Origin of the sequence: Pseudomonas sp. EL_65y_Pfl2_R95 (assembly GCF_963971045.1) — a bacterium.
In the GTDB taxonomy this organism is placed as follows: domain Bacteria; phylum Pseudomonadota; class Gammaproteobacteria; order Pseudomonadales; family Pseudomonadaceae; genus Aquipseudomonas.
In genome coordinates, this window is the sequence record NZ_CAXAOV010000001.1 from 521,755 (window position 1) to 545,424 (window position 23,670).

Here is a 23,670-nt window from a genome sequence, read left to right on the forward strand (position 1 = left end):
TTAAACCGGCATCTGCATGATGTCTTGATAAGCCTGAACCAGTTTATTGCGCACCTGGGTCATGGCCTGGAATGAAACGCTGGCCTTCTGCGACGCCACCATCACGTCAGTCAGATCAACGCCGCTCTTACCCATTTCAAACGCTGTGGCCAATTGGCTGGACGCCTGCTGGGTTTCATTCACCTTGCCAACGGCCTGACCGAGCATGTCAGAAAAGCTCGGGGCACCCGGCTCGGGTGTCGCTGACACAGGTTTTGGACGCGCCATGGCTTCCGCCTGCATGGAACGCATTTCCAACATCAGTCGATTAAATTCAATGCCTTGGCTCATACCTTCCTCCACTGGCCGCTTTCTTTTTGACGCTTCGCGGCGCTATGACTAGGTATTTGCAACAAGGATGCCAGTTACGCAGGACGGGGGAATTATTCTGATCAGATAGCGTGATTGCGCGAACGCGGGTGACGCTCTCGGATGGTCGACGCTTTTTTCATCCACCATTGCGGCTTCGAATACTCGGTTTCTTTCGCACGGGCCATAGTGGACAAGCTTCGCGTTGTCACACCCTACAAGAGCCACCGTTTTCGTACGAACGGGTAACGGCCCGTGGGGTGGATGACACCTTTTTCATCCACCATTGCGGTCTCGAAAATTCAAGAACTTGCAACATCTCGGTGGCCAAGCTTCGCGTTGACGCCCCCTACAAAGGGCGCCGTTGGCACCCGTAAATGCGTGCTAATGGTTGGCGCTTAACTGGCGTAAAGGTAGGCCTCAACATCCATGCCGGCATCGCGCATCTGCGCCAGCTTGTAGCGCAAGGTCCGCGGGCTGATGCCCAAGCGCTCTGCTGCCTCTTTGCGGCGGCCACGCTCGGTGCGCAAGGTATCAATAATCACCTGAAACTCGCGGCGACGAAGATCTTCGCCCAAAGCCCCGGATTCTTGCGCGGTCACCTCTTCGATCAGCACCTCGCCTGACACTGTCTGTGTCACAGGCGCAGACCGTACGGCAATCGGCGCCAAAGAACTGGTGCCCACTGGCGCCGCGAGACATAGATCATGCGGCTCAACCTTGCCACCTTGCTGCAAAATCAATGCGCGCTGCACCGCGTTATCCAACTCCCGGACGTTGCCCGGCCAGGCGTGCGCCAACAAACAGGCTTGGGCCTGAGCGGAAAATCGCACCGGGGCGTGGTTCATTTTTTTGACGTGCTTGGCCAGCAATCGCTCAGCCAAAGGCACGATATCCGCAGGCCGCTCACGCAGTGGCGTCCACGCCAGCGGAAACACCGAAAGCCGGTAGTACAGATCTTCGCGAAAACGCCCCGCCGCCACATCACCGACCATATCGCGGTTGCTGGTCGCCAGTACGCGAATGTCCAGCTCAATCGGCTTACGCCCGCCAACGCGCTCGACCTCACGCTCCTGCAACACACGCAACAATTTCGCCTGTAATGCCAACGGCATTTCAGAAATTTCATCGAGCAAAATAGTGCCGCCGTTGGCCAATTCAAACTTGCCCGGCGCACTGGTCACGGCACCGGTAAACGAACCCTTCTCATGGCCAAACAAGGTGGCTTCGAGCATGTTGTCCGGAATCGCTGCGCAGTTGATCGCAATAAATGGCTTGTTCGCGCGGGGCGATTGATCATGGATATAGCGGGCCAACACTTCCTTGCCGGTGCCCGACTCGCCAGTGATCAACACCGTCGAGTCGCTGCGCGCCACGCGGGCAGCCAGATCGAGCAGTTGTACGCTGGCGGGCTCAACCGCAACCGGGCCTTGTGGGTCATCATGGGCAATAACCCCGCGCGCGTGCAGATCAACCAAGGCCAGCAGCGCTTTGGGCTCAAAAGGTTTAACCAAGTAATCGGCGGCGCCTTGACGCATGGCATCCACGGCGCGTTCAACAGCACCAAAGGCGGTCATCAACAGCACCGGCATCTGCGGCAACCGCTGGCGAATAGCCGCAAGCAATTGATGGCCGTCCATACCCGGCATATTGACGTCAGTGATCACCAAGCCAAAGGATTGCTGCTCCAGCACCCGCAGCGCCGCTTCGGCACAGTCCACCGCCTGGTAATCATGACCGCCAATGCTCAAGGTATCGGCCAATGCTTCACGTAGCGCGCGGTCGTCTTCGACCAATAGAATTTTAGCGGCCATGCGGGCTACTCCTGAACAATCGTGGGTGCCGTGCAAATCAACGGCAATATCAATAATGCGCTGGTACCGCGCCCTGGCTTGGACAGCAACTTCAGCTCACCCTGGTGGGCTTTGGCCACAGCCTTGACCACCGCAAGCCCCAGGCCGGTGCCTGTGGTTTTAGTGGTAAAGAACGGCTCGCCCAAACGCGCCAGGGTCTGAGCGTCAATACCAGGACCGTCATCACTGATGCATAGGCGCAAGGTGTTGGCGCGGCTGTACAGATGTATTTTCAAACGGGCTTCGCGCCCACAGGCTTGAATAGCGTTCTCAACCAAATTCAGTGCAGTGCCAACCAAGGTGTCGCGGTTGCACAGCAATTCGCCGCTGTAACTGTCGCATTGCCAGCGCACCTGCATGCCCTGCACATGGGTTTCGCCCGCTGCGCGCAAGGCAGAGAATAAGGCTTTCGGGCTGATGCGATCCGGCAGTGGTAAGTCGCCACGGGCAAAAATCAACATGTCGCGCACTTGGTGTTCAAGCTCATGCAGGCGTTCTTTCAAGCGCCCGGCAAAGCGCTGCTGCTGTTCCGCGGGTAGCACTTGTTCAGTCAAGTGACTGGCATACAGCAAGGCGGCAGAAAGCGGTGTACGGATCTGGTGAGCCAATGAAGCAACCATTCGGCCCAACGCTGACAAGCGCTCATGCCGGGACAGTTGGTCTTGCAGGCGACGAGTTTCTGTCAGGTCAGTGAGTAGCACCAGTTGACCCGGTTCGCCATGCAGTGAACGGGTGGCAATCGCCAGACGCCTGCCATCCTTGAGCGAGACTTCATGACCATCGTCTTCACGCGGGGCAAAGCTGCGGGCGATAACTTCACGCCAGAGCATGCCTGCAAGCGGTTTGCCTAACAGGTTGCGCGCCACCGGGTTTGCCTCGCGCACGACACCTTGGCCGTCGATCACTATCACCCCGCCGGGCAGCAGATCGAGCAAGCTTTGCAGGCGCAGGGCCAAGCGTTCTTTCTCAGCCAATTCCTGCATACGCTGCGCACTGACCAATGCCAGCTGGCCTTTGAGCTCAGTGACCCGCGACTCAAGCAGGCTATAGGACTCGCTGAGCTGGTTGGACATCTGATTAAACATCTCAAATGCCTGTTCCAGACTCTCACGACCGGCTTGTTCGGCCGGTTCGGCGGGCATCTTCGTGGTGTTTTCAGCAATTTTGGCAGGGCTAGTCATTGTTCTATCTCGCGCAGCGCGCCGTCATAAGACAGTCAGTTGCATGAGTGTTAGCAATACCCGTGCCGAAAAAAATATCGTTTAATATCAATCAGATAAAAAATAAGGCCGAAGATAGCGTCAATCCTTCGGCCTTATTTCGGGGGGTCGCGCCAAGCGAATGACTTATCACTGGCGGCGCATCAATATTGCCGCAAGCTACTCGTCCATGCCCTCATCGTCACGACGGGTCATATTGTATTTGCGCATTTTCTCAACCAAGGTCGTGCGCCGAATACGCAGGCGTTCAGCTGCCCGAGCAACGACGCCATTGGACTCATCCAGCGCCTGTTGAATCAAACCCTGCTCAAGGTTACCCAAGTAATCTTTAAGGTCGATGCCTTCAGCCGGGAGTTGCGGCGCAGTTTCCGGGCCTGGCAGGCCAGCGAAGATAGCGGCGCGCTCTTCAAACTCATCGAGTATGGTTTCATGCAGGTGCTCGTCTTCATCGTCGACATGGCGAAATTTCTTCGGCAGCTCACCGAGCCCGATCACTCCATAGGGATGCATAATCGCCATGCGCTCGACCAGGTTGGCCAGTTCACGCACATTACCCGCCCAGTCATGGCGACACAGCGACATGATCGCCGCCGAGTTAAAACGAATTGAACCGCGTTTTTCATGCTCCATCCGCGAGATCAGTTCATTCATTAGCAGCGGAATGTCTTCGATCCGCTCCCGCAGCGGCGCCATCTCGATCGGAAATACATTTAACCGGTAATACAGGTCTTCACGGAAGGTGCCTGCCTCGATCATGCTTTCAAGGTCTTTGTGGGTCGCCGCAATAATGCGCACGTCAGCTGTTTGGGTTTTATTGCTGCCCACGCGTTCGAAGGTGCGCTCCTGCAGTACGCGCAGGAGTTTGACCTGCATCGGCAATGGCATGTCGCCAATTTCATCGAGAAACAGGGTGCCGCCGTTAGCCAACTCAAAACGCCCGGCCCGGCTGGTGATCGCACCGGTAAAGGCGCCCTTCTCATGACCAAAGAGTTCACTTTCCAAAAGCTCAGCCGGAATCGCCCCGCAATTAACCGGTACAAATGGGCCTTCACGGCGCTTGGAGTGATAATGCAGGTTGCGCGCGACCACCTCCTTGCCGGTGCCCGACTCGCCAAGAATCAGCACGCTGGCTTCGGTGTCAGCCACTTGCTGCATCATCTGCCGCACTTGCTGAATGGCACGACTGGTTCCGACCAGGCTGCGGAATAAATTGGTTTCACGCTGACGACCACGGGCACGAGCCTGGTCATACATTTCACGGTAGACCTGAGCACGGTGCAGCGAATCCAAGAGCTTGTTGTAGCTGGGCGGCATCTCAAGGCTCGCCAGCACGCTGCGGCGATTGTCCTCGGGCCACTCTGCGGGTGCTGACTCATCGATCAGCAGCACCGGCAAGAACTCATCCCAACTCACCAACTGCTTGACCTGCTCAAGCAGCTCCCCGCTGCTTTGCACGTCACCGAGCATGACGCACAGCACTGCGCGGCTCGATTCAAGGTCAGCCACTGTGGCTTTCCATGAAGCGCTGTCACAGGCTAAATGCTCTTCACCTAAAAAATTTAAAATCACCGTTAAATCGCGGCGACGCTCAATGTTGTCATCGATCAACAAAATTTTGGTTTCACGCCACATAGTTTTATTTCATGTCCGGGAGTGAAAAATCGGCTGGCCCACTATCTGTACCGCCAGCATATAGCCATTAAGTTAAATCAATTAACTCGGCAGATGTCAATTTTATGGCGTGTTTTATTTGCATTGTCCGACCAACGCCAATATTGACGCTTAATCGTTCAATGGGAACACACAATTGAAGGGAGCCACTAAGAAAAATGCTTTGAACGACTGTCAAAGCAGCTGAAGCCACGCCACACAAGGCGTGTGGCGGAACATCGGAAGACGGGGATTTAGCCGAATAACTGATAAACCTTGGCACCACTGTGGGCTTGGTTCAGCTGCACCAACTCACCGGCCAGACGCTTTTGCTCGGCCTGGCAGACATTTACCAATTCACGATACAAATCGAGCAATTCAGTCATACGGGCGCGCAGGGTTTCTTCGTCATCGCTGACATCCAGCATGGCTTCATCAACCGCTGCGCGACACTGCAGATCCAGGCTGCCAATTGCAGTCCAGTCCTGAGTTGCCAAGGCGCTGCGCAGTGCGCTGCCGGTGTCTTGAAGACGCTGTACTGATGAATTCATAACTTACTCCACGCTCTTAACCGATCGCGTCCCAACCGGATTTAATATTACGCAACAGGCCAGCCACTTCTTCAAGCGGCTCAGCTTGGTTTTTAACGTTGGCTTCAAACAACCGCGCCGACATGTATTCATACAGACTGTCGAGGTTTGCCGCCAGTTCACCGCCCTGCTGCAAATCCAGACCGTCACGCAAGCCGCCAACAATGCCAATGGCTTTACCGATCAATTCACCCTTGAGCGCAACCTGACCACGCTCCATGGCGCCACGCGCTTGAGCGATACGGGTCAAACCACCTTCCATGAGCATCTGAATCAACCGATGCGGGCTCGCATCTACAGCCTGCGCCTGAGTATTAACGGCTTGGTACTGCTTCATCGCTGCCATCGCGTACATTGTCGCTCTCGCTTATATCTGTGCCTGATGCTTAGCTATCGGCGCATTTACGAGAAGCTTTAACGATTCTTAGTTATTTGATTGAACCTAAATCCGTATACCGCTCAGGCTCTACTGCGGGTGGTCGACCCATGATTTCGCCAATTTTTTATCGCCGCAAAACCCGAACAACCGACGCTTACGGGGTTGACGCTTTTTCGACCACCATTTGCGGAGCAAATTATTTAGGCAGTTTCGACTTCGGGAGCGATGGCGTCCCAAGCGGATTTAATCTCGCCGAGCAGCGCTTCAACTTCATCGAGGGAACGCGGGGTTTTATCCACAGCGACGCCTGCCAGACGGCGGGTCATATAGTCGTATAGCGAATCGAGATTTTGCGCCAACTCACCACCCAGCTCCATATCCAGGCTGCCTTGAAGGGCACCGATAATACTGAGCGTGCTGCTGACAGCCTCACCGCGCGTGCCTGGCTTGTTATCGGCCTGGGCCTGACGCGCTATACGCAACCGGGCTATAGCACCCTCAAGTAGCATCTGCACCGCACGGTATTGGCTAACCTCTTGGCTGACCGCAACTTGCTTGTACATATCAATCGGTTGTTGGCTCATGACTTACTTGTCCTTTTTGACGAACCCTGGCAGCGCTTCAAGCGACTGGGTCAAACGGTCGCTGGTCTGGCTAAGCTGGCTGACCAAGGCATCCATCGCGTTGAATTGCTTATAAAGCCGGTCCTGAACCGATAGGATGCGGCGATTAAGGTCAACTCGCTGTTGCTTCACATCATCTAAGGTTAATTGCAGCCCACTGATGCGTTGCTCAAGCACCCCGCCACCCTTGGAAAAGCCATCAACACTCTTATCCAGTCGACTGGTTAAGCCAGTTTCCCCGGTAAAAAACTTACCAACGGAATCGAAGTTGTTTTCCAGCGCGCCCTTCAGCTTATCGTCATCAATCGCCAGGGTGCCGTCTTTCTGGGTCGAAATCCCTATGTCGGCGAGCACTCGAATGCCTGATTGAGCGGCAGGGTCAACCAACTCATTACGTATGGCGCTTAGCAGGTTACGCACACTTGAATCACCCACCAAGCCGCCCACTAGCGGCTCGTTGCCTTCGCCCACACTCACCACGCTGGTGAGCTGATTGCTGGTGGTAATTAACTTGTTGTAAGCATCAACAAATTTTTTGATGTTATCGGTGACGCCAGTGGTGTCTTCACCTACCTTCAGTGTCAGTGGCTTGCCCGCGTCAGTCTTGGCTACCAGCTCTAGCGTCACGTCTGGAATGGCACCGGTTACGCTGTTGGTCTTACTGTTAAGCACCAGCCCATCAATACTAAATTCAGCGTCAGCAGCTTGAGAGATATAACCCGCACTGCTCGCGTTCGCATTGTCTAATGCCTGGGCGCCGTCCGCGTTGAGCACGCTAAGGTTGCCAGTACCACTGACAATGACGTCGTTGCCAGCTCCGGTGGTCGTCGAGCTGAATACCAAGCGAGACTCACCCGTACTTGGGTTACTGACAATGTTTGCGCTGATGCCCTGCTCTTTTAATGCAGCATTGAGCTGGTCGCGAGTGCTGGCGAGGTCTGAACCTGGCGCGATCTTCACATCAGTCACATCACCGTCAGCACCGAGCTTAACCGAGATGGTTTCGTCACCCGAACCACTGGTGAAGTCGCCCGGAACAGACGCTGTAGCGACTTTGCTCGAGCTGGCAAGACGGAGAACTTCAATCGAGTAGCTGCCAGGTAACGCGCTCTTGCTGGCAGATGCCGTCAACGAACCGGTATTGGACGAAGTGGCTGTGCGGTTCTCGAACAGCTTAGGATCATTCAGAGCTGCCAAGGCAGTCTGGAACTCGCTCAAAGCGCTCTTAAGTGTACCCAGCGCTGTGAACTTGGCAGTGGACGTATCTTCAAGGCGCTTAAGCTGTGCTTCCTTGGGGGCTTTCTCGGCATTGACCAACGCACCGACAACAGCGTCGATGTCCAAACCGGAACTGCCAAGACCTGATATACCGACCATGTTCTCCACCTCGTCATGGGTTTGACGCTAAATTATCTAGTGGCAACCCCTTACAAAAATCATGCCGCCTACCCACAATCAGATAGAGATGCGGCCTTTATGCTTCAGCCTTGAACAACAAGCTGCGAACCGCCTCAAGGCTTTCGGCAAGCTTGAGTGCATCTTCAGATGGCATCTGGCGAATGACATCGCCTGAAGCCGAATCTGTTACTTGGACCACAACGCGGCCAGAAGAATCATCCACTGCAAAATTCAGGTCACGGCGGATAGACTGCATATACCCCTGAATCGATGAAGCGGCCTCTTCAACGGCTTGAGTTGAAGACTCGGGTTCTTGCTCGACCAGTTGTTGTTCAGTGACCGCAACGGGGTCAACCTTGACCGCCGCATCTAGGCGATTGCCTGTGGCTTGCAGAGGCGCTTTTGCGGCGCTATTTACCAACGACAACGTATTGCTGGTTGCTACGTCCATCGTTAAATCCTCTGAATGGCAAGACGGGGAGAAGCGCTAAAGCACTTCCCCCCGCGATGTTTGCCTAACCTGTAACTATTACTGCAGGAGGCTGAGAACAGCCTGTGGCAGTTGGTTAGCCTGGGCCAGAATCGCAGTACCAGCCTGTTGCAGCACTTGGTTCTTGCTGAGGTTAGCAGTTTCAGCAGCGTAGTCGGTGTCTTGGATACGGCCACGAGCAGCCGATACGTTCTCACCGATGTTCTGCAAGTTAGCGATGGTGTTGTCGAAACGGTTCTGCACCGCACCGAGGTCCGCACGCTGAGAGTCGATCTGCTTCAGAGCATCATCGATGATCAGTACAGCAGCTTGCGAGCCTTTTGCAGTCGAAATATCCAGATCGCTAATCTTGTTAGCCGTCGCTGCTGTACCGGCAGTTACAGTACCAGTAATGGCACCCGGGTCATCAGTACCTGCTGCAACAGCGATGCTGGTCAGGATGTCTGCACCATCAGCATCAGCTTTCGAGAGGAAAGAGATCGCGCCAGTATCGTCAGCGAACGCACCCACACCAATGTTGGAGTCGTTGATTGCCGCAGCCACTTTACCGCCAATAGCGGCAGCATCATCGCCTTTCTTAATTGCGGCACTTACTACGGTCACATCACCGCTTGCCAACGTGATGGTGACATCAAGCGTACCGTCATCAGTAGCGGCACCAGCTGCGGCAGCGATATCGCCTTCGAAATAATCGCCAGTCAAAGAGTCAGAGCTCATCTCATCAATGCCGACGCTGATCATTTCGTTAGCAGCAGAACCCACTTGGAAGCTGGTAGTACCGAAAGTACCGTCGAGCAGCTTGCGACCACCAAAGGTGGTGGTGTTGCTGATACGGTCCAGTTCTTTTTTCAACTGGGTCACTTCAGAGTTCAGTGCATCGCGTTCTGAGTCGCTGTTCGAGCCGTTAGCTGATTGCAGAGACAGGTCACGCATACGCTGCAGCAAGTTGGTCGACTGTTGCAGCGCACCTTCAGCGGTTTGCGCCAGAGAGATGCCGTCGTTGGCGTTCTTCACCGCAACACCCAAGCCGTTGATTTGGCTGGTCAGACGGTTAGAGATTTGCAGGCCAGCGGCGTCGTCTTTAGCAGAGTTGATACGCGAACCGGTAGACAAACGCTGCAAGGAGTTAGCCAGCGAATTGGAAGACGAGTTCAGGTTGCGCTGAGTGTTCAAGGACGCAATGTTGGTATTGACTGTAAGGGCCATGATGTTTGCCTCCAATAGGCTAGTGTCTTAGGTATCTGGGTGTTGCGAGCTGTGGGCTTGAGCCTTGCTCCGGCACCCAGTTACTTCGCATTCGTAATTTGTATCGGCGTTACTGGCACAAGCTTTAGATTTATTTTCAAGGCATTTCTAATTATTTTATTAACCTTTAAAAAACAACAACTTAAGCAAATAAAAACCATCAAATCAGAAACAAAACACAGACCATTCTTAGGGTGGTCAACGCGAAGCTTGGCCACCGCGGCGCTGCACATTCTTAAATAGGTTGTGGCCGCGAATGGTGGCCGAAAAAGCGGCGACCACCCTATAGCTTATTAAACAAATTAAGGCTGCTGATCTTCACATAGCTCTGCTGCGCCGCATCGAGCACGATGGACTGGAATGAAAGCCGTGACAGGGCTTCGGCGTAATCCAGCTCACGCAGATCTGCCTGCACACCTTTATTAACCAAGGTGACGTTCTCATTATCGGTCTGGGTTGACTCAATAGTGTTAAGCCGCGCACCGATATTGCCTCGGGCTTTATCCACCGTGCCGATGCTGTTATCCAGGTTAGTCACCGCTAGCGCTATCGCATCACGAACCTGGCGGTTGCCCTCAGGTGTATTGGGTGCACCCTCAAGAGACTGGCGCAGGCTGACAATGGTGTTGAGAATCCCAACACTGCTTTGTGGCGGCGATGCCGGATTAGCGTCCGGCCCCTCAATGGTGAAACTGGACGAAGCTGGTGGCGTGCCGTTAACAAAAAAGGTCGTGCCGGAAAAATGAATTTGGGTGTCGTTTTCATCATCCAAACGCCCGGTTGTCGTCGTACCCGGCGCAGGCAATGTGGTGATGGTGTAATTAAGCGGATCGGTGGCATCGAAATCGAGCTGAATGCCCCCCGCCGGGAAATTGGCAAAGGCGACGTCATCTTCAACCAGCAAACCACTGACACTGTTGGCTGGCGCCGGCGGCACTGAGTTATCGGTCAAACTCAAGCGCCCGCCATTGACCACATCCTGAAACACCGCTTTACCGCTGTCGCTAATCGGTAACTCCAGAGAGCTGGCGATTTGCAATTTACGCTGGCCGTCATCCCCGGTGTAGGAATAGGTTCCATCTGGATTCTGTACAAAGGGCTGAGTCTTGCCCTGAAAACCTGAGAATAAGTATTCGCCGCGAGCATTGCGCGAATTCATCAGGCCTAACAATTCGTCTTCGCGCTGACCAAGCTCTGCAGAAATCGACTGCCGATCTTCTTGACTCAACGTTCCGTTACCGGCCGAAAGTGAAAGCTCACGCACCCGTTGCAAGATGGTGTTGACCGAGTTAAGCGTGCTCTCTTCCTGGTTCAGGCTGTTCTTTGCCGCCGTCAGGTTCGAGCCATACTGATTGAGCACATTCTGTTGCTGCTCAAGTTGCAGCAGACGTACCGAGGCCACCGGATCATCGGCTGGCGACAGAATCCGGTTACCGGAGCTGATCTGCTCCTGAGTGCGGGTCACATCCGAATAGTTGCGCTGCAGGCCGGACACGCCATTATTAAACGCTTGAATGGTGGAAATACGCATGCCTGGGCCTCATTAAACGATTGGCTGTTCGCGAATCAAATGGCTCAGGCTGTTATTAGCACTGAGCCCGCACCGAATTATCTAAACGCGCCGATCAGGGTATCGAACAAAGAGCGCGCAACTTGAATCACTTGTGCAGAAGCGTTGTAGTACTGCTCGAACTTGATCAGGTTGGCCGCCTCTTCATCCAGACTCACACCCGACAAGGAGTCTCGGTTGTCGGTGGCTTGCTTAAGGATAGAACTGGTCGCGTCGCTATCTTGGCGTGCCTGGGCAGTCAAGGTGCCCACCCGCTCGACCAAATCGCCATAGCCATCGGTAAAATTCAGCCCGGTAGATCCAGTGACAGTTGGGTCGATGCCGATGGTTTGTTGGTTCTGTAAATCAACCAGTTTTAGCGCGTTACGGTTATCCGAAACGCCACCCGTATTGAAGTCGATGCTGAAGGTATCGCCATTTTCTGGACGACCGCTGACGCTGAAGGTCACGACATTGCCGCCGCCCATATCCAGCTCATACGTATTCTTTTGCCCCGGCACAAAGGCACCGCCGCCAACCAGGGTTAAGCCTGGGACCGGCGTACCCGGAGGGCTTTCGAAACCGCCGGCACCGTTGTAGGTCAATCCCACAGGCAAGGCGGCTTTGATTGCAGCCAAGTCAATGGGACTGGACCCCGATGCGGTTAGATCGGGTTGTGAAATGGTGCCCGTGCCGCGGTTGCTGCCGGTGATATTGCCGTTGGCATCCAGTGCGCCATTGACCGCGCGGACCGGGGCGGCAAAGCCAAGCTGATCTGCCTGATCGAGCACGGTGGAAATAGAGGTCGCACCGCGCCGGGTTGGCTGCAACTCGAACGTATCGCCTGCAGCTGGCGCTGGTGTGCCTACGACAATCTGAAAGCCCTGATCACGGCCACCGCTGTCAGCGAAACTCAAGGTGCCCGGTGGGTTCTCGGTCACGGCCAGTGTTTGATTGTCACTCAAGCGTCTGGCGGTGTAGTTGGTGCCGTCAAACTGCAAACGATAATCGCTGGTGGTCAAAATGGAGGTATCGGTAATGTTCAGGATCGGCTGTGCATTCGTGGTGTTGCTGGCATAACTTTTAACCCGCAGCGCCGCCAACTCAGGTGCATTGAAGTCACCGAACAACGCCGAACCCACCTGCCCCTTGAGATCAACCCCCTCACCCAGCTGTGTGTTGATCTGATCGCTCACCGACAACGCCAGCCGACCAAGCGAGTTAAGCGTTGGATCAAGGGTTTCGGAACGGTAGCGAAGCAAACCGCCCAGCTCGCCGCCGCTTAATTGCGTGGTGATGCCCTGGCGTGAAGCGCCACTGACAAATTCGATCTCAACCCGATTTGGATCACCCTTGCCAGGCACAGCCTCCAGACGGCTGGCGGTACTGCCAACAATCAAGGGTTGGCCACTGCCAACAAATACGTTCAGGGTGTTGTTGTCTTGCGGCACAACGGTAACCCCGACAAAGGTCGACAGCTGACGAATGGCCTCTTCACGTGCATCGAGTAGGTCATTGGGCGCCTGCCCGGTGGCCGCCGATTTGGCAATGGCGTCGTTCAGGCTGGCAATGGAGCCGGCCAGCCGATTGACCTGATCGGTCACCGCTGACATTTGCTTATTGATAAAGGAGTTTTGTTCATCAACCCGGTCATAAACCGTATTGAAACGCCGACTCAGGCCTTCAGCCTGGGACAGCACCAACTGCCGTGCGGGTCCATTGGAAGGGTCTTCCGCCGCGGTTTGCAGCGCCGAGAAAAACTCCTGCAGCGAAGGGGTAATACCAGTGGTTGAACCCGCTAACAGAGAGTCGAGTTGCTCAATCTGGCTTTTGTAGGATTCGACATCGCTGCTCAACGAGGTGCTGGTGCGCACCTGGGTGGTCAGAAACTCGCTGTAGGTACGGCGAATATCAACCAGCGTGGTCCCCGAGCCAATAAAACCCGCACCGCTGAACTGCGGAACGCGCGTGCCCTGCACTGCATCCTGGCGCGAGTAGCCCGGGGTGTTGACGTTGGTGATGTTATGCCCGGTAACCGACAACTGCGTCTTGTTTGACGACAGCCCAGACAAACCGATATTGAGTAAGTCAGCCATTATTCAGCTCATCCACGCGTTGGCGTCGTATCGACGGCGGCGACAGTTTGATAGACGGCCATCTTCCGGGCGATCTGCGAGATTTTGCGGGCGTATTGCGGGTCAGTGGCGTACCCGGCTTTCTGCAACTCTTTAACGAATTGCTCTGGGTTTTGCGTGCTGCCCAGTGCCTTGTCGTAGCGACCATTGTTTTGCAGGAAGCTGACGTAATCTTCAAAGCTTTGCGCAAATGAATCATAAGAGCGAAATGATGCCGCTTCTTTCACCGCTTGGCCGCCTTTGTATTCGGTGGTCATCACCTGAGCTGTTTCGCCGCCCCAGGTGTTATGGCTTTTAATGCCAAACAGGTTGTGACTGACGCTACCGTCTTGCTGGCGAATAATTGATTTGCCCCAACCGGTTTCGAGCGCTGCCTGAGCCACCAGATAGCGAGCCTCTACGCCAATCTTGGCGGCCGCTTTTTCTGCCATGGGCAGCATGGTCGCAATAAAATCTGCAGGTGACGTAAAGGCCGCACCGCCTTTAGCCCCTTTGCCACTCAGCCGGCTGCCGGTCACAGCATCACTGCCATTGATGCTTAGGCCCTTATCGGTTGGCGCTGCATGGGCAATGGCCGGGATCCAGTCCTTGTTCGCTAAGACTTGAGCACCTGCGGTGTCAGTGGTCGGGGTAATGCCCGCCAGCAAACGGTCTGTGAGCTTGCCCGGCAATGAAAGACGACGCTTGTTGATCAAGCTGGAGTCATCGCGGCTGCTATCAACTGAAGCCACCGATTTCACCGCAACAGCGCCGCTCGCTGAAACCGCAGGCGCAGCCCCGCTGGTCGCACTGCCTGTACTGGTGATGCTGTTATCCGGCTGGGCAAAGGGATTAGGCCGATCACTGTGGCTTTTCATTTTGCTCATCTGGCGCGCCAAAACATCCGCCAGCCCAATGCCGTTTTTGTTATTGGACATGGTCACAGCCAATTGCTGGTCATACATGCCCTGATAGGTTTTACCCTCTTCACTGTTCATGAAATTGCCTTCGCTAAACCCTTCATTAGCGGAGCGCATGGCTTTGAGCATTTCATTGAGAAACAGCGACTCGAACTCTTTGGCAACTTTGCCAATGTTGGCTTCGCTGTCACCGCCGACTTTAAATTTATTCAGTCGGTTGAGGTCAGTGGCGGCGCCGGTATCAAGTGAGCTGGTGCCAGCGCTGGCAAGTCCTGCTGAGAGTCGAGAATCCATCGATCCGTCCCTTAAATAACGATCAAGTCAGCCTGCAAAGCGCCGGCTTGTTTCAGCGCTTCGAGGATGGCCATAAGGTCGGAAGGCGCAGCGCCAACCTGGTTTACCGCACGGACGATTTCATCCAGCGTGGTGCCCGGACCAAAGCGGAACATCGGCTTGGCCTCTTGCGTTGCATCCACCCGTGAGCGTGGAACCACAGCCGTCTGGCCGCCGGACAAGGCGCCCGGCTGGCTGACGATTGGGTCTTCGGTAATGGTCACGGTCAGGCTGCCGTGAGTCACCGCAGCGGGCTGCACGCGCACGTTCTGGCCGATGACGATGGTGCCGGTGCGCGAGTTGATAATCACCTTGGCAACCGCTTGACCGGCTTGCACCTCGAGGTTCTCAAGAATCGACAGGTAATCGACCCGCTGATTAGGGTCCAGCGGCGCACTGACTCGTACCGAGCCGGCATCAATTGCCTGAGCCACGCCTGGGCCCAGCAGCTCGTTGATCTGATCAACAATGTGCTTGGCGGTGGTGAAGTCAGGACGATTGAGATTGAGCGTCAGGCTGTTGCCTTGGTCGAAACCACTTGGCACCGAACGCTCAACGGTGGCACCCGAAGGAATACGTCCTGCCGAAGGAATATTGACGGTAATGCGCGAGCCGTCACCGCCCTCGGCGTCAAAGCCGCCCACCACCAAGTTACCCTGAGCGATGGCGTAGACGTTGCCGTCAACCCCTTTCATGGGTGCCATCAACAGGCTGCCGCCGCGCAGGCTTTTGGCGTTACCAATGGATGAGACAGTGATATCAATGGTCTGACCCGGCTTGGCAAACGCTGGCAAATCGGCGTGAATCGAAACCGCCGCGACGTTCTTTAACTGGACGTTGCCGCCCACCGGCACCTTGATCCCGAACTGGGCCAGCATGTTATTAAAGGTCTGTACGGTGAATGGCGTTTGGGTGGTTTGGTCACCACTGCCGCTCAAGCCCACAACCAGGCCATAACCAATCAACTGGTTACTGCGCACGCCTTGAATGCTGGCCAAATCCTTGAGACGTTCAGCCTGTGCTACTGCGCTTGAAAGCAGCAGCGCGAGCACTAGCAGATATTTGCATGGACGCATGTTTGCAGCCCTCAAAACGGGAACAGCGGGCTAAGGAAGAAACGATCAAACCAGCCAGGCTGACTGGCATCGGCAAAGGCACCTGTTCCTGAGTAGGTGATGCGCGCATCGGCGATACGGGTAGAAGGCACGGTGTTGTCGGTGGCAACATCATCAGCACGCACCAGGCCGGCAATCCGTACCAACTCATCACCGGTATTAAGCGTCATCCACTTTTCACCGCGTACCGAAAGAATGCCGTTAGGCAGCACTTCAGCCACGGTCACAGTGACCGAACCGGTCAAGCTATTGCCCTGGGCCGCCTTGCTGTCGCCTTGGGTGTCACGGTTACCGCTGTAGGAAGCGTCCAGCGAAAGATTACCGCCTGAAAACGGACTGTCAGCCGTAACCCCGCCACCGAACAAAGAGGTCAGGCCAAGGCTGGTTTTACTGTCTTTGGAAATCTGCGAGCCGGCATTTTTACTGGCCTGGGTTTTCTCATTCAAAGTGATGGTGATGATGTCACCGACCCGATACGCCTTGCGGTCGGTAAACAGGTTGTTATCAAAGCCGCTTTGATAGATAGAACCGTTGTTCTGCGCAGCAGGCAGCGGTGTACGCGGCAACACTGGCGAGTAGTACGGATCATTCGGCTTGGCTACAGGCGCGACGCAACCGCTCAGCAATACAGCGCCTAATAGTGAGGAAACAATAACTAGCCGATTCATAGATCCACCCTCGCGGTGTGACAGTTAACGCAGAGGCCCGCGCGACGCGTGGCCAAAACCATCAAAGATTCTGAGTAATAAAGGACAACATCTGGTCAGCGGTTGAGATGACTTTCGAGTTCATCTCGTAGGCGCGTTGGGTAGTGATCATATTCACCAATTCCTCAACCACGCTGACGTTGGAGTTTTCCAAGGTGTTTTGCAACGTTGTACCTAGGCCGTTCAAACCCGGTGTGCCGACTTGCGGTGCACCGCTGGAAGCGGTCTCGAGAAACAGGTTGCTGCCGATGGCCTCAAGGCCAGCCGGGTTAATAAAATCCGCGGTTTGCAGGTTGCCAATCACTTGCGGCTGAGCAGTACCCGCCGTGGTGATAGAAACCGTACCGTCTTCACCTACGGTGAAGGTTTTAACTTCGTTAGGCAGGACAATGGCCGGTTCCAACGGAAAGCCATTGGAGGTCACCACCTGACCGTCCGAGTCCAGATGGAAGCTACCGTCACGGGTGTACGACACCGTGCCGTCTGGCATCAACACCTGGAAGAAACCACGACCATTGACGGCTAAATCCAGCGGCTGCTCTGTGGTCTGCAAGCTCCCCGCAGTGAAAATCTTCTGGGTGCCAACAATCCGCACACCCGTACCCAGCTGCAAGCCTGACGGCAGCTCACTGTCTTGGCTCGACTGGCCGCCTGGCTGGCGACGGATCTGATAAAGCAGATCCTCAAACTCAGCGCGATCGCGCTTGAAGCCCGTGGTCGACACGTTGGCCAAGTTGTTGGAAATGGTGGTCAGGTTCATGTCCTGAGCGGACAAACCGGTTTTGCTGACCCACAGTGCCGGAAGCATATTCGTTCTCCTCGGGTGACGTTTTCACGTCGCCGCGTGCTGATAATTAGCTAAGTTGCAAAACCCGCGCCATGGCCGACGAATTGTCTTCGGCAGTACGCATCATCTTTACTTGCAGCTCGAATTGGCGGGACAACGACATGATTGCGGTCATCTCTTCCACCGCGTTGACGTTGCTCGATTCCAGGAAACCTGAAGTCAGCCGCACGCTCGCATCCGCCTGCACAGGCTGGCCACCCTTGAGGCGCATCATGCCGTCGGCGCCCTTTTCCAACTGCTTAGGGTCTGGATTGACCAGCTTCAGGCGGTCGACTTCCGCCAACACATTTGGCGCCTCGCCGAGGGCACGAATACTGATAGTGCCGTCCTGACCAATATCAATGCCCTGCTCTGGCGGTACAGCGACTGGCCCGGCATTGCCCATAACCGGCAAACCATTGCCTGTGCGCAACACGCCCAAAGCGTCAACATTCAGGCTAGCGGTGCGCACATAGGCTTCAGTGCCATCAGGCGCCTGCACGGCAAGCCAGCCATGACCGCCAATGGCAACGTCGAGATCACGTCCGGTTTCCTGCATGGAACCCGGGGTAAAGTCAGTCCCCGGACGCTCACTCATGGCGTAAACGCGCGACGGATAGACATCACCGAACGACGAAATCGCTCGCGCCTGCTCAAAGTCACGGCGAAAGCCGTTGGTTGAAATGTTCGCCAAGTTGTTGGCGTGCGCGCGCTGAGCCAGTGTGTTGTTCTGGGCCCCAGTCATGGCGACGTAAAGCATTTTATCCATGGTAACTCTCCGAGATAGGCGTGCCGCCTTGTGCTCTATACAGGCAATATTGCAAAGCCTGTGCCACTCCCGGAATAAATACTCAAGCCATTGATATATATAATATTTTTATAAACAAAAAGCTCCCGAAGGAGCTTTCTGGTCTCGCCAACGGCGAGGCATTGCCGCCAGCGGCAAAGCCAGCATCAACGCAGGTTGATAATCGTCTGCGTCACCGCACTTTCAGTCTCGATGGTTTTTGCATTCGCCTGGTAGTTGCGCTGGGCAACAATCAAGTTAACCAGCTGATCGGACAACTCGACGTTAGAATCTTCCAGCGCACCCGACTGCAAGGCACCCAAGGTACCGCTGTTTGGCGCACCAATGACCGGCTCACCTGATTCAAACGACTGCACCCATGCAGTTTTACCGACCGGGGTCAGCCCTTGCATGTTGGCGAAGTTAGCCAATACCACTTGGCCCTGAACTTTTGACTGACCATTGGTGTAGCGCGCGAAAATCACGCCGGTGTCATCAATTTCAAGCCCAGCAAGCTCACCGGTGGTGTAGCCATTTTGATCAACACTGTTGACCGCAAACAGGCTCGAATACTGGGTCGTACCGCGGAAGTCAAAATTGACGCCCGTTGCATTCGCTGTCGCGCCATTGCCACTCCAAACCGGTGGCGTGCCCCCATCAGAAGCCGCCGGAACCCAGTTGGTCATATTAATGGTGCCGTTGGCCGCGACAGTAAAATCTGTCGACGTCAGTGCAGCAGTATCAAGTTGACCTGCAGCATTAAAGGTCAGGTTTGCCGAATAAGGCGTAGTCGAAGTCGGCGTCGCCGGGTTGCGCCCATCCACCAGCACATTCATTTGCCAGTTGTTTGCACCCGTTTTAATGAAGTACTGCGTGAACGCGTGGGAGTTACCCTGTGAATCGAAAATATTCACCGACGTCGACGAGTTAAACGAGGTTGGATCATTGGGATCAAACGGGGTGGTCGTCGGCACTTCGTTAGTCGAATTGAGGTTGAACGGCTGAGTGATGGTGCTCGTTGGCTTCGGCGCCTGGCTGGCACTCTCAACCTTAAGGTCCGAGATGACGCCATTTTGCAGATTGCCGTTGCCATCGACCGCATAACCTTGCAGTTTGTAGCCGAAGTTATTGACGATGTTGCCCGCCCGGTCGGTGCCGAAATAACCAGCACGGGTGTAGCTGATATCACCATTATTACTGGTGCGGAAAAACCCGTTGCCGTTAATCGCCAAATCCAACGAGTTCTGCGTGTAGTTGACGTTGCCCTGATTGAACAACTGCGAAACGTCACTGAGCAATACCCCGCTGCCCTGTGCGTTTTTTCCGGAGCCCAGCACAGAGGCGGCATATACATCAGCAAATTCGGCACGCGACTGTTTGAAGCCGGCAGTACCTGCGTTGGCAATGTTATTACCGGTAACGTTGAGATCGCTGGTCGCTGCGCGCAGACCGCTAAGCCCGATATTGAACGCCATGGAATACTCCTTTGCCGGAACAGCCGGCCATTAAATCGTGTTGATTACTGACCGATTACCTGAACCTGGGAAAGCGGCACGCTGCCCAGTCCCGCTAAATTCAGCATGAGTTCGCTGCCGCCCAAAGTGACACTGTCAACGTTGGCTGGAAGCATGGTGTAGAGACCTTTAGTTTCACCGGCATAGGTCGCTTCCGCCTCAAAGGCGTAAGTGCCTGGCGGCATTGTATTGCCGCTAGAGTCCTTGCCATCCCAGATAAAGCTGACGTTGCCTGCTTCCTGCTCACCCAGGTTGACTCGGCTAACCGTAGAGCCTGCGCTGTCTTTAACATTGACGTAGACGTTGCTGCTACTGGTTGGCAAAACCAAGCTGGCTTTAAAGCTTTCGCTGGTATCAACCACTGCGCTGTCGGTCGGCACAATCACCTTGCGCCCAACCAGAGACGATGCCTGCAAGGCCTGCGACGACTGATAGCCCGACAACAAGGTGTCGACGCTGCCGTTCAACTGCTGAATACCTTCAACCTGGCTGAACTGGGCCAACTGAGCGATGAACTCGCCGTTGCCTTGCGGCTCAAGCGGGTTCTGGTTATTCAATTGGGCGACCAACAGATTCAAAAACTCGTCTTTACCGAGTTCTTTGTCTGTACCGGTACTGGACGATTTAATCTGCAGTTGATCAAGGACCGAACTGCCAACGCCACTGGTGCTATCGACGCTCATTTAGCGTTCCTCATTGATGGCTTACTGACCCAGGGTCAGCACCTTCTGCAACATTTGTTTAGCGGTATTCATCATTTCAACGTTGGTCTGGAAAGCCCGGCTGGCAGAGATCATGTCAGCCATTTCTTCAACCACATTGACGTTGGGGTAATACACATAGCCATTCTCATCAGCTGCCGGATGGTTCGGCTCATAACGCGGCATCAACGAGCTCTGATCTTCAACGATGCCCAACACCTGAACACCACTGCCTGCTGCATCCTGCTCGGCAAACAGCGAGCCGCTGCCATCACCTTGGGCCTGCTGAAACATGGTGGCGAAAACCGGGTGACGTGCGCGGTAGGTCTGGTCAATATTCGACGACACCGACTCGGCGTTGGCGATGTTGCTGGAAATGGTATTGAGGCGAGTGCTTTGCGCGCTCATACCGGTCCCGGCGATATTGAATACACTGGCTAGTGACATGGCATCAGTCTCCGTTAGTCGCCGCGCAGGGCGCTGATCAGCCCTTTGAATTTGCTATTGAGTAAGGTGAAGCTCGCTTGGAAATCGATAGCGTTTTGCGCATAGTTCGACTGCTCCAGCTGAGTATCAACAGTGTTCTGATCCAGCGAAGGGCTCATTGGAGTGCGATACTTAAGCTCGGCTTCAGCGGTGGCCATACCTTCAGCACTGATGTGGTGTGAGTTGGTAAGGTTCAAACCAAAGGTGCCGCCCTTGGCCTTGGCACTTTGCTCGGCAAGCACAGAGGCAAAATCCAGATCACGCGCTTTGTAGTTAGGCGTGTCTGCGTTAGCCATGTTATTGGCCAACACTTCAGCACGCTGAGCGCGAAAGCCCAGTGCTTGTTGGTGAATGCCGAGTGCGCTTGCGAAGCTGATACTCATGGTTTGTGCCCTTGCCGATTGCCGAAGCCGTTTCTGTGCAAGAGACAAAGCAAACCCTGTGCCAATTAATTTAATCGTTTATATACAATAACTTACGCATATACAGATTCGATTTTCAGGCTAAAGCGGCAATGCATTTCCGCTTGCGGCAATGCCATTCGCTGTTCTTTTGCCGTTGCCGCCCGGCAAAGCGGCAATATGCGCTGTCCACTCTAGGAGGGGCATAGGATGCGTGAGGTGATTGACGCTCACGGTGGACGACGTTTTTTCATCCACCGTTACGATCTCGAATACTCGGATTGCATGCGCGAGCCTATGGTGGACAAGCTTCGCGTTGTCACACCCTACAAGAGCCACCAATGGCGGCCGTGCAGCTAACGTCCCGTAGGGCGGATGACGCTCTTTTCATCCACCGTTACGATCTCGAATACTCGGATTGCATGCGCGGGCCATGGTGGACAATCTTCGCGTTGGCCACTCACCGAATGTGCCGCCAACAGGCTTATTTAACCTTATAAATGATGCCCGGACTGCACTGCACCATCTGATACAAATCAGGCAGGGCATTGAGCGCCTCGGAGGCGCCTAAAAACAGATAGCCACCCGGCTTCAACGTCGCGTGAATACGGGTCAGAATGTCCTTCTTGACCTCTGCGGAAAAATAAATCAGCACGTTACGGCAGAACACCACATCAAACTTGCCGAGGCTGGCATAACTCTCCAGCAGGTTGAGCGGACGAAACTCAACACGGCTTTTGATCGGCATTTTAACCACCCAGCGACCTGGCGCCTTGGGCTCAAAGTAGCGCTGCAAACGCTCCTGCGAGAGGCCACGACCAATTGCCAGGCTGTCGTACTCACCCGACTTGCAGTTGACCAGCATGGTCGGTGACAAGTCGGTGGCTACGATCTGCACGCCCCCACGCAACTGGCCTAGGTTGCTCTTCTCGAACTCATCGATGGTCATCGACAGCGAATAAGGTTCTTGCCCCGACGAGCACGCGGCCGACCAGATACGCAAGCGCTGACCGGCATTAGCCTTGAGCAATTCAGGCAGCACGCGCTTTTTCATCACTTCAAAAGGATAGGTATCACGAAACCACAGGGTTTCGTTGGTGGTCATGGCATCAACCACTTGCTCACGCAAACCGCTACGCGGCATGGCCTGCATACGCTGAACCAACTCGCCGAGGCTCTTGATACTGTTCTGTTCCATCAGCTTATTAAGCCGACTGGAGACCAGATACTGCTTGTTAGTACCGAGCAAGATTCCACAGGCTTTTTCGAGGAAGCTCCGGAACTGTTCGAAATCCAAATTTCCTGACGTCACTCGCATTGCCCCGTAAAATAATAGTGATGATCTATGCGGCACCAGCCCCATAAACCCGGCCCATAAACAAGCTCAGGCGGGCTTGTGATGTCCTGTCACAACGTAAAGACACAGTGACGACCTTGCCGCTTGTCGCATTGGCTGGCGATGCTTACTCACCGCGATCAACCTGATTGATCCGCTCAACTACCCTTGAGGCTAAATCATCTGGCCGGAACTTGGCGAGAAAATCATCCGCCCCAACCTTCTTGACCATTGCCTGATTGAACACACCCGAGAGTGACGTATGCAGCAACAGGTGCAGGCCCTGCATGCGCGCATCACTGCGAATAGCGGTGGTCAGGGTATAGCCATCCATTTCTGGCATTTCAATGTCAGAAATAATCATCAGCAATTCATCGGCTGGACGTCGCCCTTCATCCGCCATCTTACGCAGATACTCCAACGCCTCACGCCCATCATTAAGCGCCGTCACCTCAACCCCAATGGTCTGTAGGCAACGCGACACCTGCTTACGGGCCACCGAGGAGTCATCCACAATCAACACATGCTGTTTAACCGCTTTACCCTGGGTGGCCGCATCTACCACACCCTCGGAAATCGCTTCAGAGGTCGGTGAAACTTCAGCCAGAACCTTTTCTACGTCGATAATTTCAACCATCTGCTGATCAAGATGGGTTACCGCCGTCAGGTAATGATCGCGCCCCGTACCTTTCGGTGGCGGCAGGATTTCTTCCCAGTTCATATTAACGATGCGCTCTACAGCGCTGACTAAAAAACCCTGAGTCTTGGTGTTGTACTCAGTGATGATGACAAAGCTGCTTTTCAAATCAGCCAGCGGCTTACAACCCGTCGCCAGTGACAAGTCGATTATTGGAATAGTCCCGCCACGGATATTAGCGACCCCACGTACCACCGAACTGGATTTTGGCATGACGGTCAGGCGCGGGCATTGCAGCACCTCTTTAACCTTAAATACGTTAATCCCGTACAGCTGCTTGCCGTCGAGGCGAAACAACAACAGTTCTAAACGATTTTGTCCGACTAACTGGGTGCGTTGATTCACCGAGTCCATAACACCAGCCATGCCGTTCTCCTTATTTTATGCG

At 54.7% G+C, this 23,670-nt stretch carries 24 protein-coding genes; 1 reads left to right on the top strand and 23 read right to left on the bottom strand.

The window, feature by feature from the left end; all coding sequences use genetic code 11:
• The 21 genes from fliE to flgB form a co-directional block, all read right to left on the bottom strand.
• The gene (gene fliE / locus AACY09_RS02485) at window positions 1–330 is read right to left on the bottom strand and encodes a flagellar hook-basal body complex protein FliE (protein WP_339485867.1); all 330 of its coding nucleotides are present in this window, start codon (window positions 328–330) and stop codon (window positions 1–3) included.
• Between the two features lie 416 nt (window positions 331–746).
• Window positions 747–2,162 (bottom strand): sigma-54-dependent transcriptional regulator, encoded by a 1,416-nt coding sequence (locus tag AACY09_RS02490; RefSeq protein WP_339485868.1) that lies wholly within the window; start codon window positions 2,160–2,162, stop codon window positions 747–749.
• 5 nt (window positions 2,163–2,167) lie between these two features.
• Window positions 2,168–3,382, bottom strand: a complete 1,215-nt coding sequence (locus AACY09_RS02495) for a sensor histidine kinase (RefSeq protein WP_445323761.1) — start codon at window positions 3,380–3,382, stop codon at window positions 2,168–2,170.
• A 198-nt stretch (window positions 3,383–3,580) separates the two neighbouring features.
• Complete coding sequence (locus tag AACY09_RS02500) at window positions 3,581–5,053, bottom strand: sigma-54 dependent transcriptional regulator (protein ID WP_339485869.1); 1,473 nt, start codon at window positions 5,051–5,053, stop codon at window positions 3,581–3,583.
• A 272-nt stretch (window positions 5,054–5,325) separates the two neighbouring features.
• Window positions 5,326–5,622, bottom strand: a complete 297-nt coding sequence (fliT, locus tag AACY09_RS02505) for a flagellar protein FliT (protein WP_339485870.1) — start codon at window positions 5,620–5,622, stop codon at window positions 5,326–5,328.
• A 16-nt stretch (window positions 5,623–5,638) separates the two neighbouring features.
• The gene (fliS, locus tag AACY09_RS02510) at window positions 5,639–6,016 is read right to left on the bottom strand and encodes a flagellar export chaperone FliS (RefSeq protein ID WP_339485871.1); all 378 of its coding nucleotides are present in this window, start codon (window positions 6,014–6,016) and stop codon (window positions 5,639–5,641) included.
• 224 nt (window positions 6,017–6,240) lie between these two features.
• A complete protein-coding gene (fliS, locus tag AACY09_RS02515; RefSeq protein WP_339485872.1) occupies window positions 6,241–6,624 on the bottom strand; it encodes a flagellar export chaperone FliS in 384 nt (127 codons plus the stop codon).
• A 3-nt stretch (window positions 6,625–6,627) separates the two neighbouring features.
• Complete coding sequence (fliD, locus tag AACY09_RS02520; RefSeq protein ID WP_339485873.1) at window positions 6,628–8,040, bottom strand: flagellar filament capping protein FliD; 1,413 nt, start codon at window positions 8,038–8,040, stop codon at window positions 6,628–6,630.
• A gap of 97 nt (window positions 8,041–8,137) precedes the next feature.
• Entirely contained in the window at window positions 8,138–8,512 is a 375-nt protein-coding gene (locus AACY09_RS02525) for a flagellar protein FlaG (protein WP_339485874.1), read from the bottom strand.
• Window positions 8,513–8,590: 78 nt separating this feature from the next.
• Window positions 8,591–9,757, bottom strand: coding sequence for a flagellin (locus AACY09_RS02530; RefSeq protein ID WP_339485875.1), 1,167 nt, complete (start codon window positions 9,755–9,757; stop codon window positions 8,591–8,593).
• A 322-nt stretch (window positions 9,758–10,079) separates the two neighbouring features.
• Window positions 10,080–11,327, bottom strand: coding sequence for a flagellar hook-associated protein FlgL (gene flgL, locus AACY09_RS02535; RefSeq protein WP_339485876.1), 1,248 nt, complete (start codon window positions 11,325–11,327; stop codon window positions 10,080–10,082).
• Window positions 11,328–11,404: 77 nt separating this feature from the next.
• Window positions 11,405–13,441: a flagellar hook-associated protein FlgK gene (gene flgK, locus AACY09_RS02540; protein WP_339485877.1), complete on the bottom strand. Its 2,037-nt coding sequence runs from the start codon at window positions 13,439–13,441 to the stop codon at window positions 11,405–11,407.
• 8 nt (window positions 13,442–13,449) lie between these two features.
• Window positions 13,450–14,673: a flagellar assembly peptidoglycan hydrolase FlgJ gene (gene flgJ, locus AACY09_RS02545; RefSeq protein WP_339485878.1), complete on the bottom strand. Its 1,224-nt coding sequence runs from the start codon at window positions 14,671–14,673 to the stop codon at window positions 13,450–13,452.
• A gap of 11 nt (window positions 14,674–14,684) precedes the next feature.
• The gene (locus tag AACY09_RS02550; RefSeq protein WP_339485880.1) at window positions 14,685–15,788 is read right to left on the bottom strand and encodes a flagellar basal body P-ring protein FlgI; all 1,104 of its coding nucleotides are present in this window, start codon (window positions 15,786–15,788) and stop codon (window positions 14,685–14,687) included.
• A gap of 11 nt (window positions 15,789–15,799) precedes the next feature.
• Window positions 15,800–16,495 (bottom strand): flagellar basal body L-ring protein FlgH, encoded by a 696-nt coding sequence (flgH, locus tag AACY09_RS02555; RefSeq protein WP_339485881.1) that lies wholly within the window; start codon window positions 16,493–16,495, stop codon window positions 15,800–15,802.
• Between the two features lie 61 nt (window positions 16,496–16,556).
• Complete coding sequence (gene flgG, locus AACY09_RS02560) at window positions 16,557–17,342, bottom strand: flagellar basal-body rod protein FlgG (protein WP_339485882.1); 786 nt, start codon at window positions 17,340–17,342, stop codon at window positions 16,557–16,559.
• A gap of 46 nt (window positions 17,343–17,388) precedes the next feature.
• Complete coding sequence (locus AACY09_RS02565) at window positions 17,389–18,129, bottom strand: flagellar basal body rod protein FlgF (RefSeq protein WP_339485883.1); 741 nt, start codon at window positions 18,127–18,129, stop codon at window positions 17,389–17,391.
• Window positions 18,130–18,314: 185 nt separating this feature from the next.
• Window positions 18,315–19,622: a flagellar hook protein FlgE gene (flgE, locus tag AACY09_RS02570; RefSeq protein WP_339485884.1), complete on the bottom strand. Its 1,308-nt coding sequence runs from the start codon at window positions 19,620–19,622 to the stop codon at window positions 18,315–18,317.
• 44 nt (window positions 19,623–19,666) lie between these two features.
• Window positions 19,667–20,344 (bottom strand): flagellar hook assembly protein FlgD, encoded by a 678-nt coding sequence (gene flgD, locus AACY09_RS02575; protein ID WP_339485885.1) that lies wholly within the window; start codon window positions 20,342–20,344, stop codon window positions 19,667–19,669.
• A 21-nt stretch (window positions 20,345–20,365) separates the two neighbouring features.
• Window positions 20,366–20,809, bottom strand: coding sequence for a flagellar basal body rod protein FlgC (gene flgC, locus AACY09_RS02580; protein ID WP_339485886.1), 444 nt, complete (start codon window positions 20,807–20,809; stop codon window positions 20,366–20,368).
• 14 nt (window positions 20,810–20,823) lie between these two features.
• A complete protein-coding gene (gene flgB / locus AACY09_RS02585) occupies window positions 20,824–21,231 on the bottom strand; it encodes a flagellar basal body rod protein FlgB (RefSeq protein WP_339485887.1) in 408 nt (135 codons plus the stop codon).
• 228 nt (window positions 21,232–21,459) lie between these two features.
• Here flgB and AACY09_RS02590 point away from each other — a divergent pair, with 228 nt between their 5' ends.
• Window positions 21,460–21,609 carry a hypothetical protein gene (locus AACY09_RS02590; protein ID WP_339485888.1) on the top strand — a complete coding sequence of 50 codons (150 nt, stop codon included), beginning with the start codon at window positions 21,460–21,462 and terminating at the stop codon, window positions 21,607–21,609.
• A gap of 124 nt (window positions 21,610–21,733) precedes the next feature.
• Here AACY09_RS02590 and cheR read toward each other — a convergent pair whose 3' ends face one another.
• Together cheR and AACY09_RS02600 are read right to left on the bottom strand one after the other, a co-directional pair.
• Window positions 21,734–22,567 (bottom strand): protein-glutamate O-methyltransferase CheR, encoded by an 834-nt coding sequence (cheR, locus tag AACY09_RS02595; protein WP_445323762.1) that lies wholly within the window; start codon window positions 22,565–22,567, stop codon window positions 21,734–21,736.
• Between the two features lie 145 nt (window positions 22,568–22,712).
• The gene (locus tag AACY09_RS02600; RefSeq protein WP_339485890.1) at window positions 22,713–23,648 is read right to left on the bottom strand and encodes a chemotaxis protein CheV; all 936 of its coding nucleotides are present in this window, start codon (window positions 23,646–23,648) and stop codon (window positions 22,713–22,715) included.
• Between the last annotated feature and the right edge of the window lie 22 nt (window positions 23,649–23,670).

Excerpts from the sequence above, each read along its gene's own strand:
- AACY09_RS02565 (WP_339485883.1), bottom strand. The coding sequence starts at position 18,129 with ATGGATAAAATGCTTTACGTCGCCATGACTGGGGCCCAGAACAACACA.
- flgC (WP_339485886.1), bottom strand. The coding sequence starts at position 20,809 with ATGTCACTAGCCAGTGTATTCAATATCGCCGGGACCGGTATGAGCGCG.
- AACY09_RS02500 (WP_339485869.1), bottom strand. The coding sequence starts at position 5,053 with ATGTGGCGTGAAACCAAAATTTTGTTGATCGATGACAACATTGAGCGT.
- AACY09_RS02550 (WP_339485880.1), bottom strand. The coding sequence starts at position 15,788 with ATGCGTCCATGCAAATATCTGCTAGTGCTCGCGCTGCTGCTTTCAAGC.
- AACY09_RS02490 (WP_339485868.1), bottom strand. The coding sequence starts at position 2,162 with ATGGCCGCTAAAATTCTATTGGTCGAAGACGACCGCGCGCTACGTGAA.
- AACY09_RS02525 (WP_339485874.1), bottom strand. The coding sequence starts at position 8,512 with ATGGACGTAGCAACCAGCAATACGTTGTCGTTGGTAAATAGCGCCGCA.
- fliD (WP_339485873.1), bottom strand. The coding sequence starts at position 8,040 with ATGGTCGGTATATCAGGTCTTGGCAGTTCCGGTTTGGACATCGACGCT.
- flgH (WP_339485881.1), bottom strand. The coding sequence starts at position 16,495 with ATGAATCGGCTAGTTATTGTTTCCTCACTATTAGGCGCTGTATTGCTG.
- flgJ (WP_339485878.1), bottom strand. The coding sequence starts at position 14,673 with ATGGATTCTCGACTCTCAGCAGGACTTGCCAGCGCTGGCACCAGCTCA.
- flgG (WP_339485882.1), bottom strand. The coding sequence starts at position 17,342 with ATGCTTCCGGCACTGTGGGTCAGCAAAACCGGTTTGTCCGCTCAGGAC.
- flgL (WP_339485876.1), bottom strand. The coding sequence starts at position 11,327 with ATGCGTATTTCCACCATTCAAGCGTTTAATAATGGCGTGTCCGGCCTG.
- cheR (WP_445323762.1), bottom strand. The coding sequence starts at position 22,567 with ATGCGAGTGACGTCAGGAAATTTGGATTTCGAACAGTTCCGGAGCTTC.
- flgE (WP_339485884.1), bottom strand. The coding sequence starts at position 19,622 with ATGGCGTTCAATATCGGGCTTAGCGGTCTGCGCGCAGCGACCAGCGAT.
- AACY09_RS02590 (WP_339485888.1), top strand. The coding sequence starts at position 21,460 with ATGCGTGAGGTGATTGACGCTCACGGTGGACGACGTTTTTTCATCCAC.
- flgD (WP_339485885.1), bottom strand. The coding sequence starts at position 20,344 with ATGAGCGTCGATAGCACCAGTGGCGTTGGCAGTTCGGTCCTTGATCAA.
- AACY09_RS02600 (WP_339485890.1), bottom strand. The coding sequence starts at position 23,648 with ATGGCTGGTGTTATGGACTCGGTGAATCAACGCACCCAGTTAGTCGGA.
- AACY09_RS02530 (WP_339485875.1), bottom strand. The coding sequence starts at position 9,757 with ATGGCCCTTACAGTCAATACCAACATTGCGTCCTTGAACACTCAGCGC.
- flgK (WP_339485877.1), bottom strand. The coding sequence starts at position 13,441 with ATGGCTGACTTACTCAATATCGGTTTGTCTGGGCTGTCGTCAAACAAG.
- fliT (WP_339485870.1), bottom strand. The coding sequence starts at position 5,622 with ATGAATTCATCAGTACAGCGTCTTCAAGACACCGGCAGCGCACTGCGC.
- fliE (WP_339485867.1), bottom strand. The coding sequence starts at position 330 with ATGAGCCAAGGCATTGAATTTAATCGACTGATGTTGGAAATGCGTTCC.
- AACY09_RS02495 (WP_445323761.1), bottom strand. The coding sequence starts at position 3,382 with ATGACTAGCCCTGCCAAAATTGCTGAAAACACCACGAAGATGCCCGCC.
- fliS (WP_339485872.1), bottom strand. The coding sequence starts at position 6,624 with ATGAGCCAACAACCGATTGATATGTACAAGCAAGTTGCGGTCAGCCAA.
- fliS (WP_339485871.1), bottom strand. The coding sequence starts at position 6,016 with ATGTACGCGATGGCAGCGATGAAGCAGTACCAAGCCGTTAATACTCAG.
- flgB (WP_339485887.1), bottom strand. The coding sequence starts at position 21,231 with ATGAGTATCAGCTTCGCAAGCGCACTCGGCATTCACCAACAAGCACTG.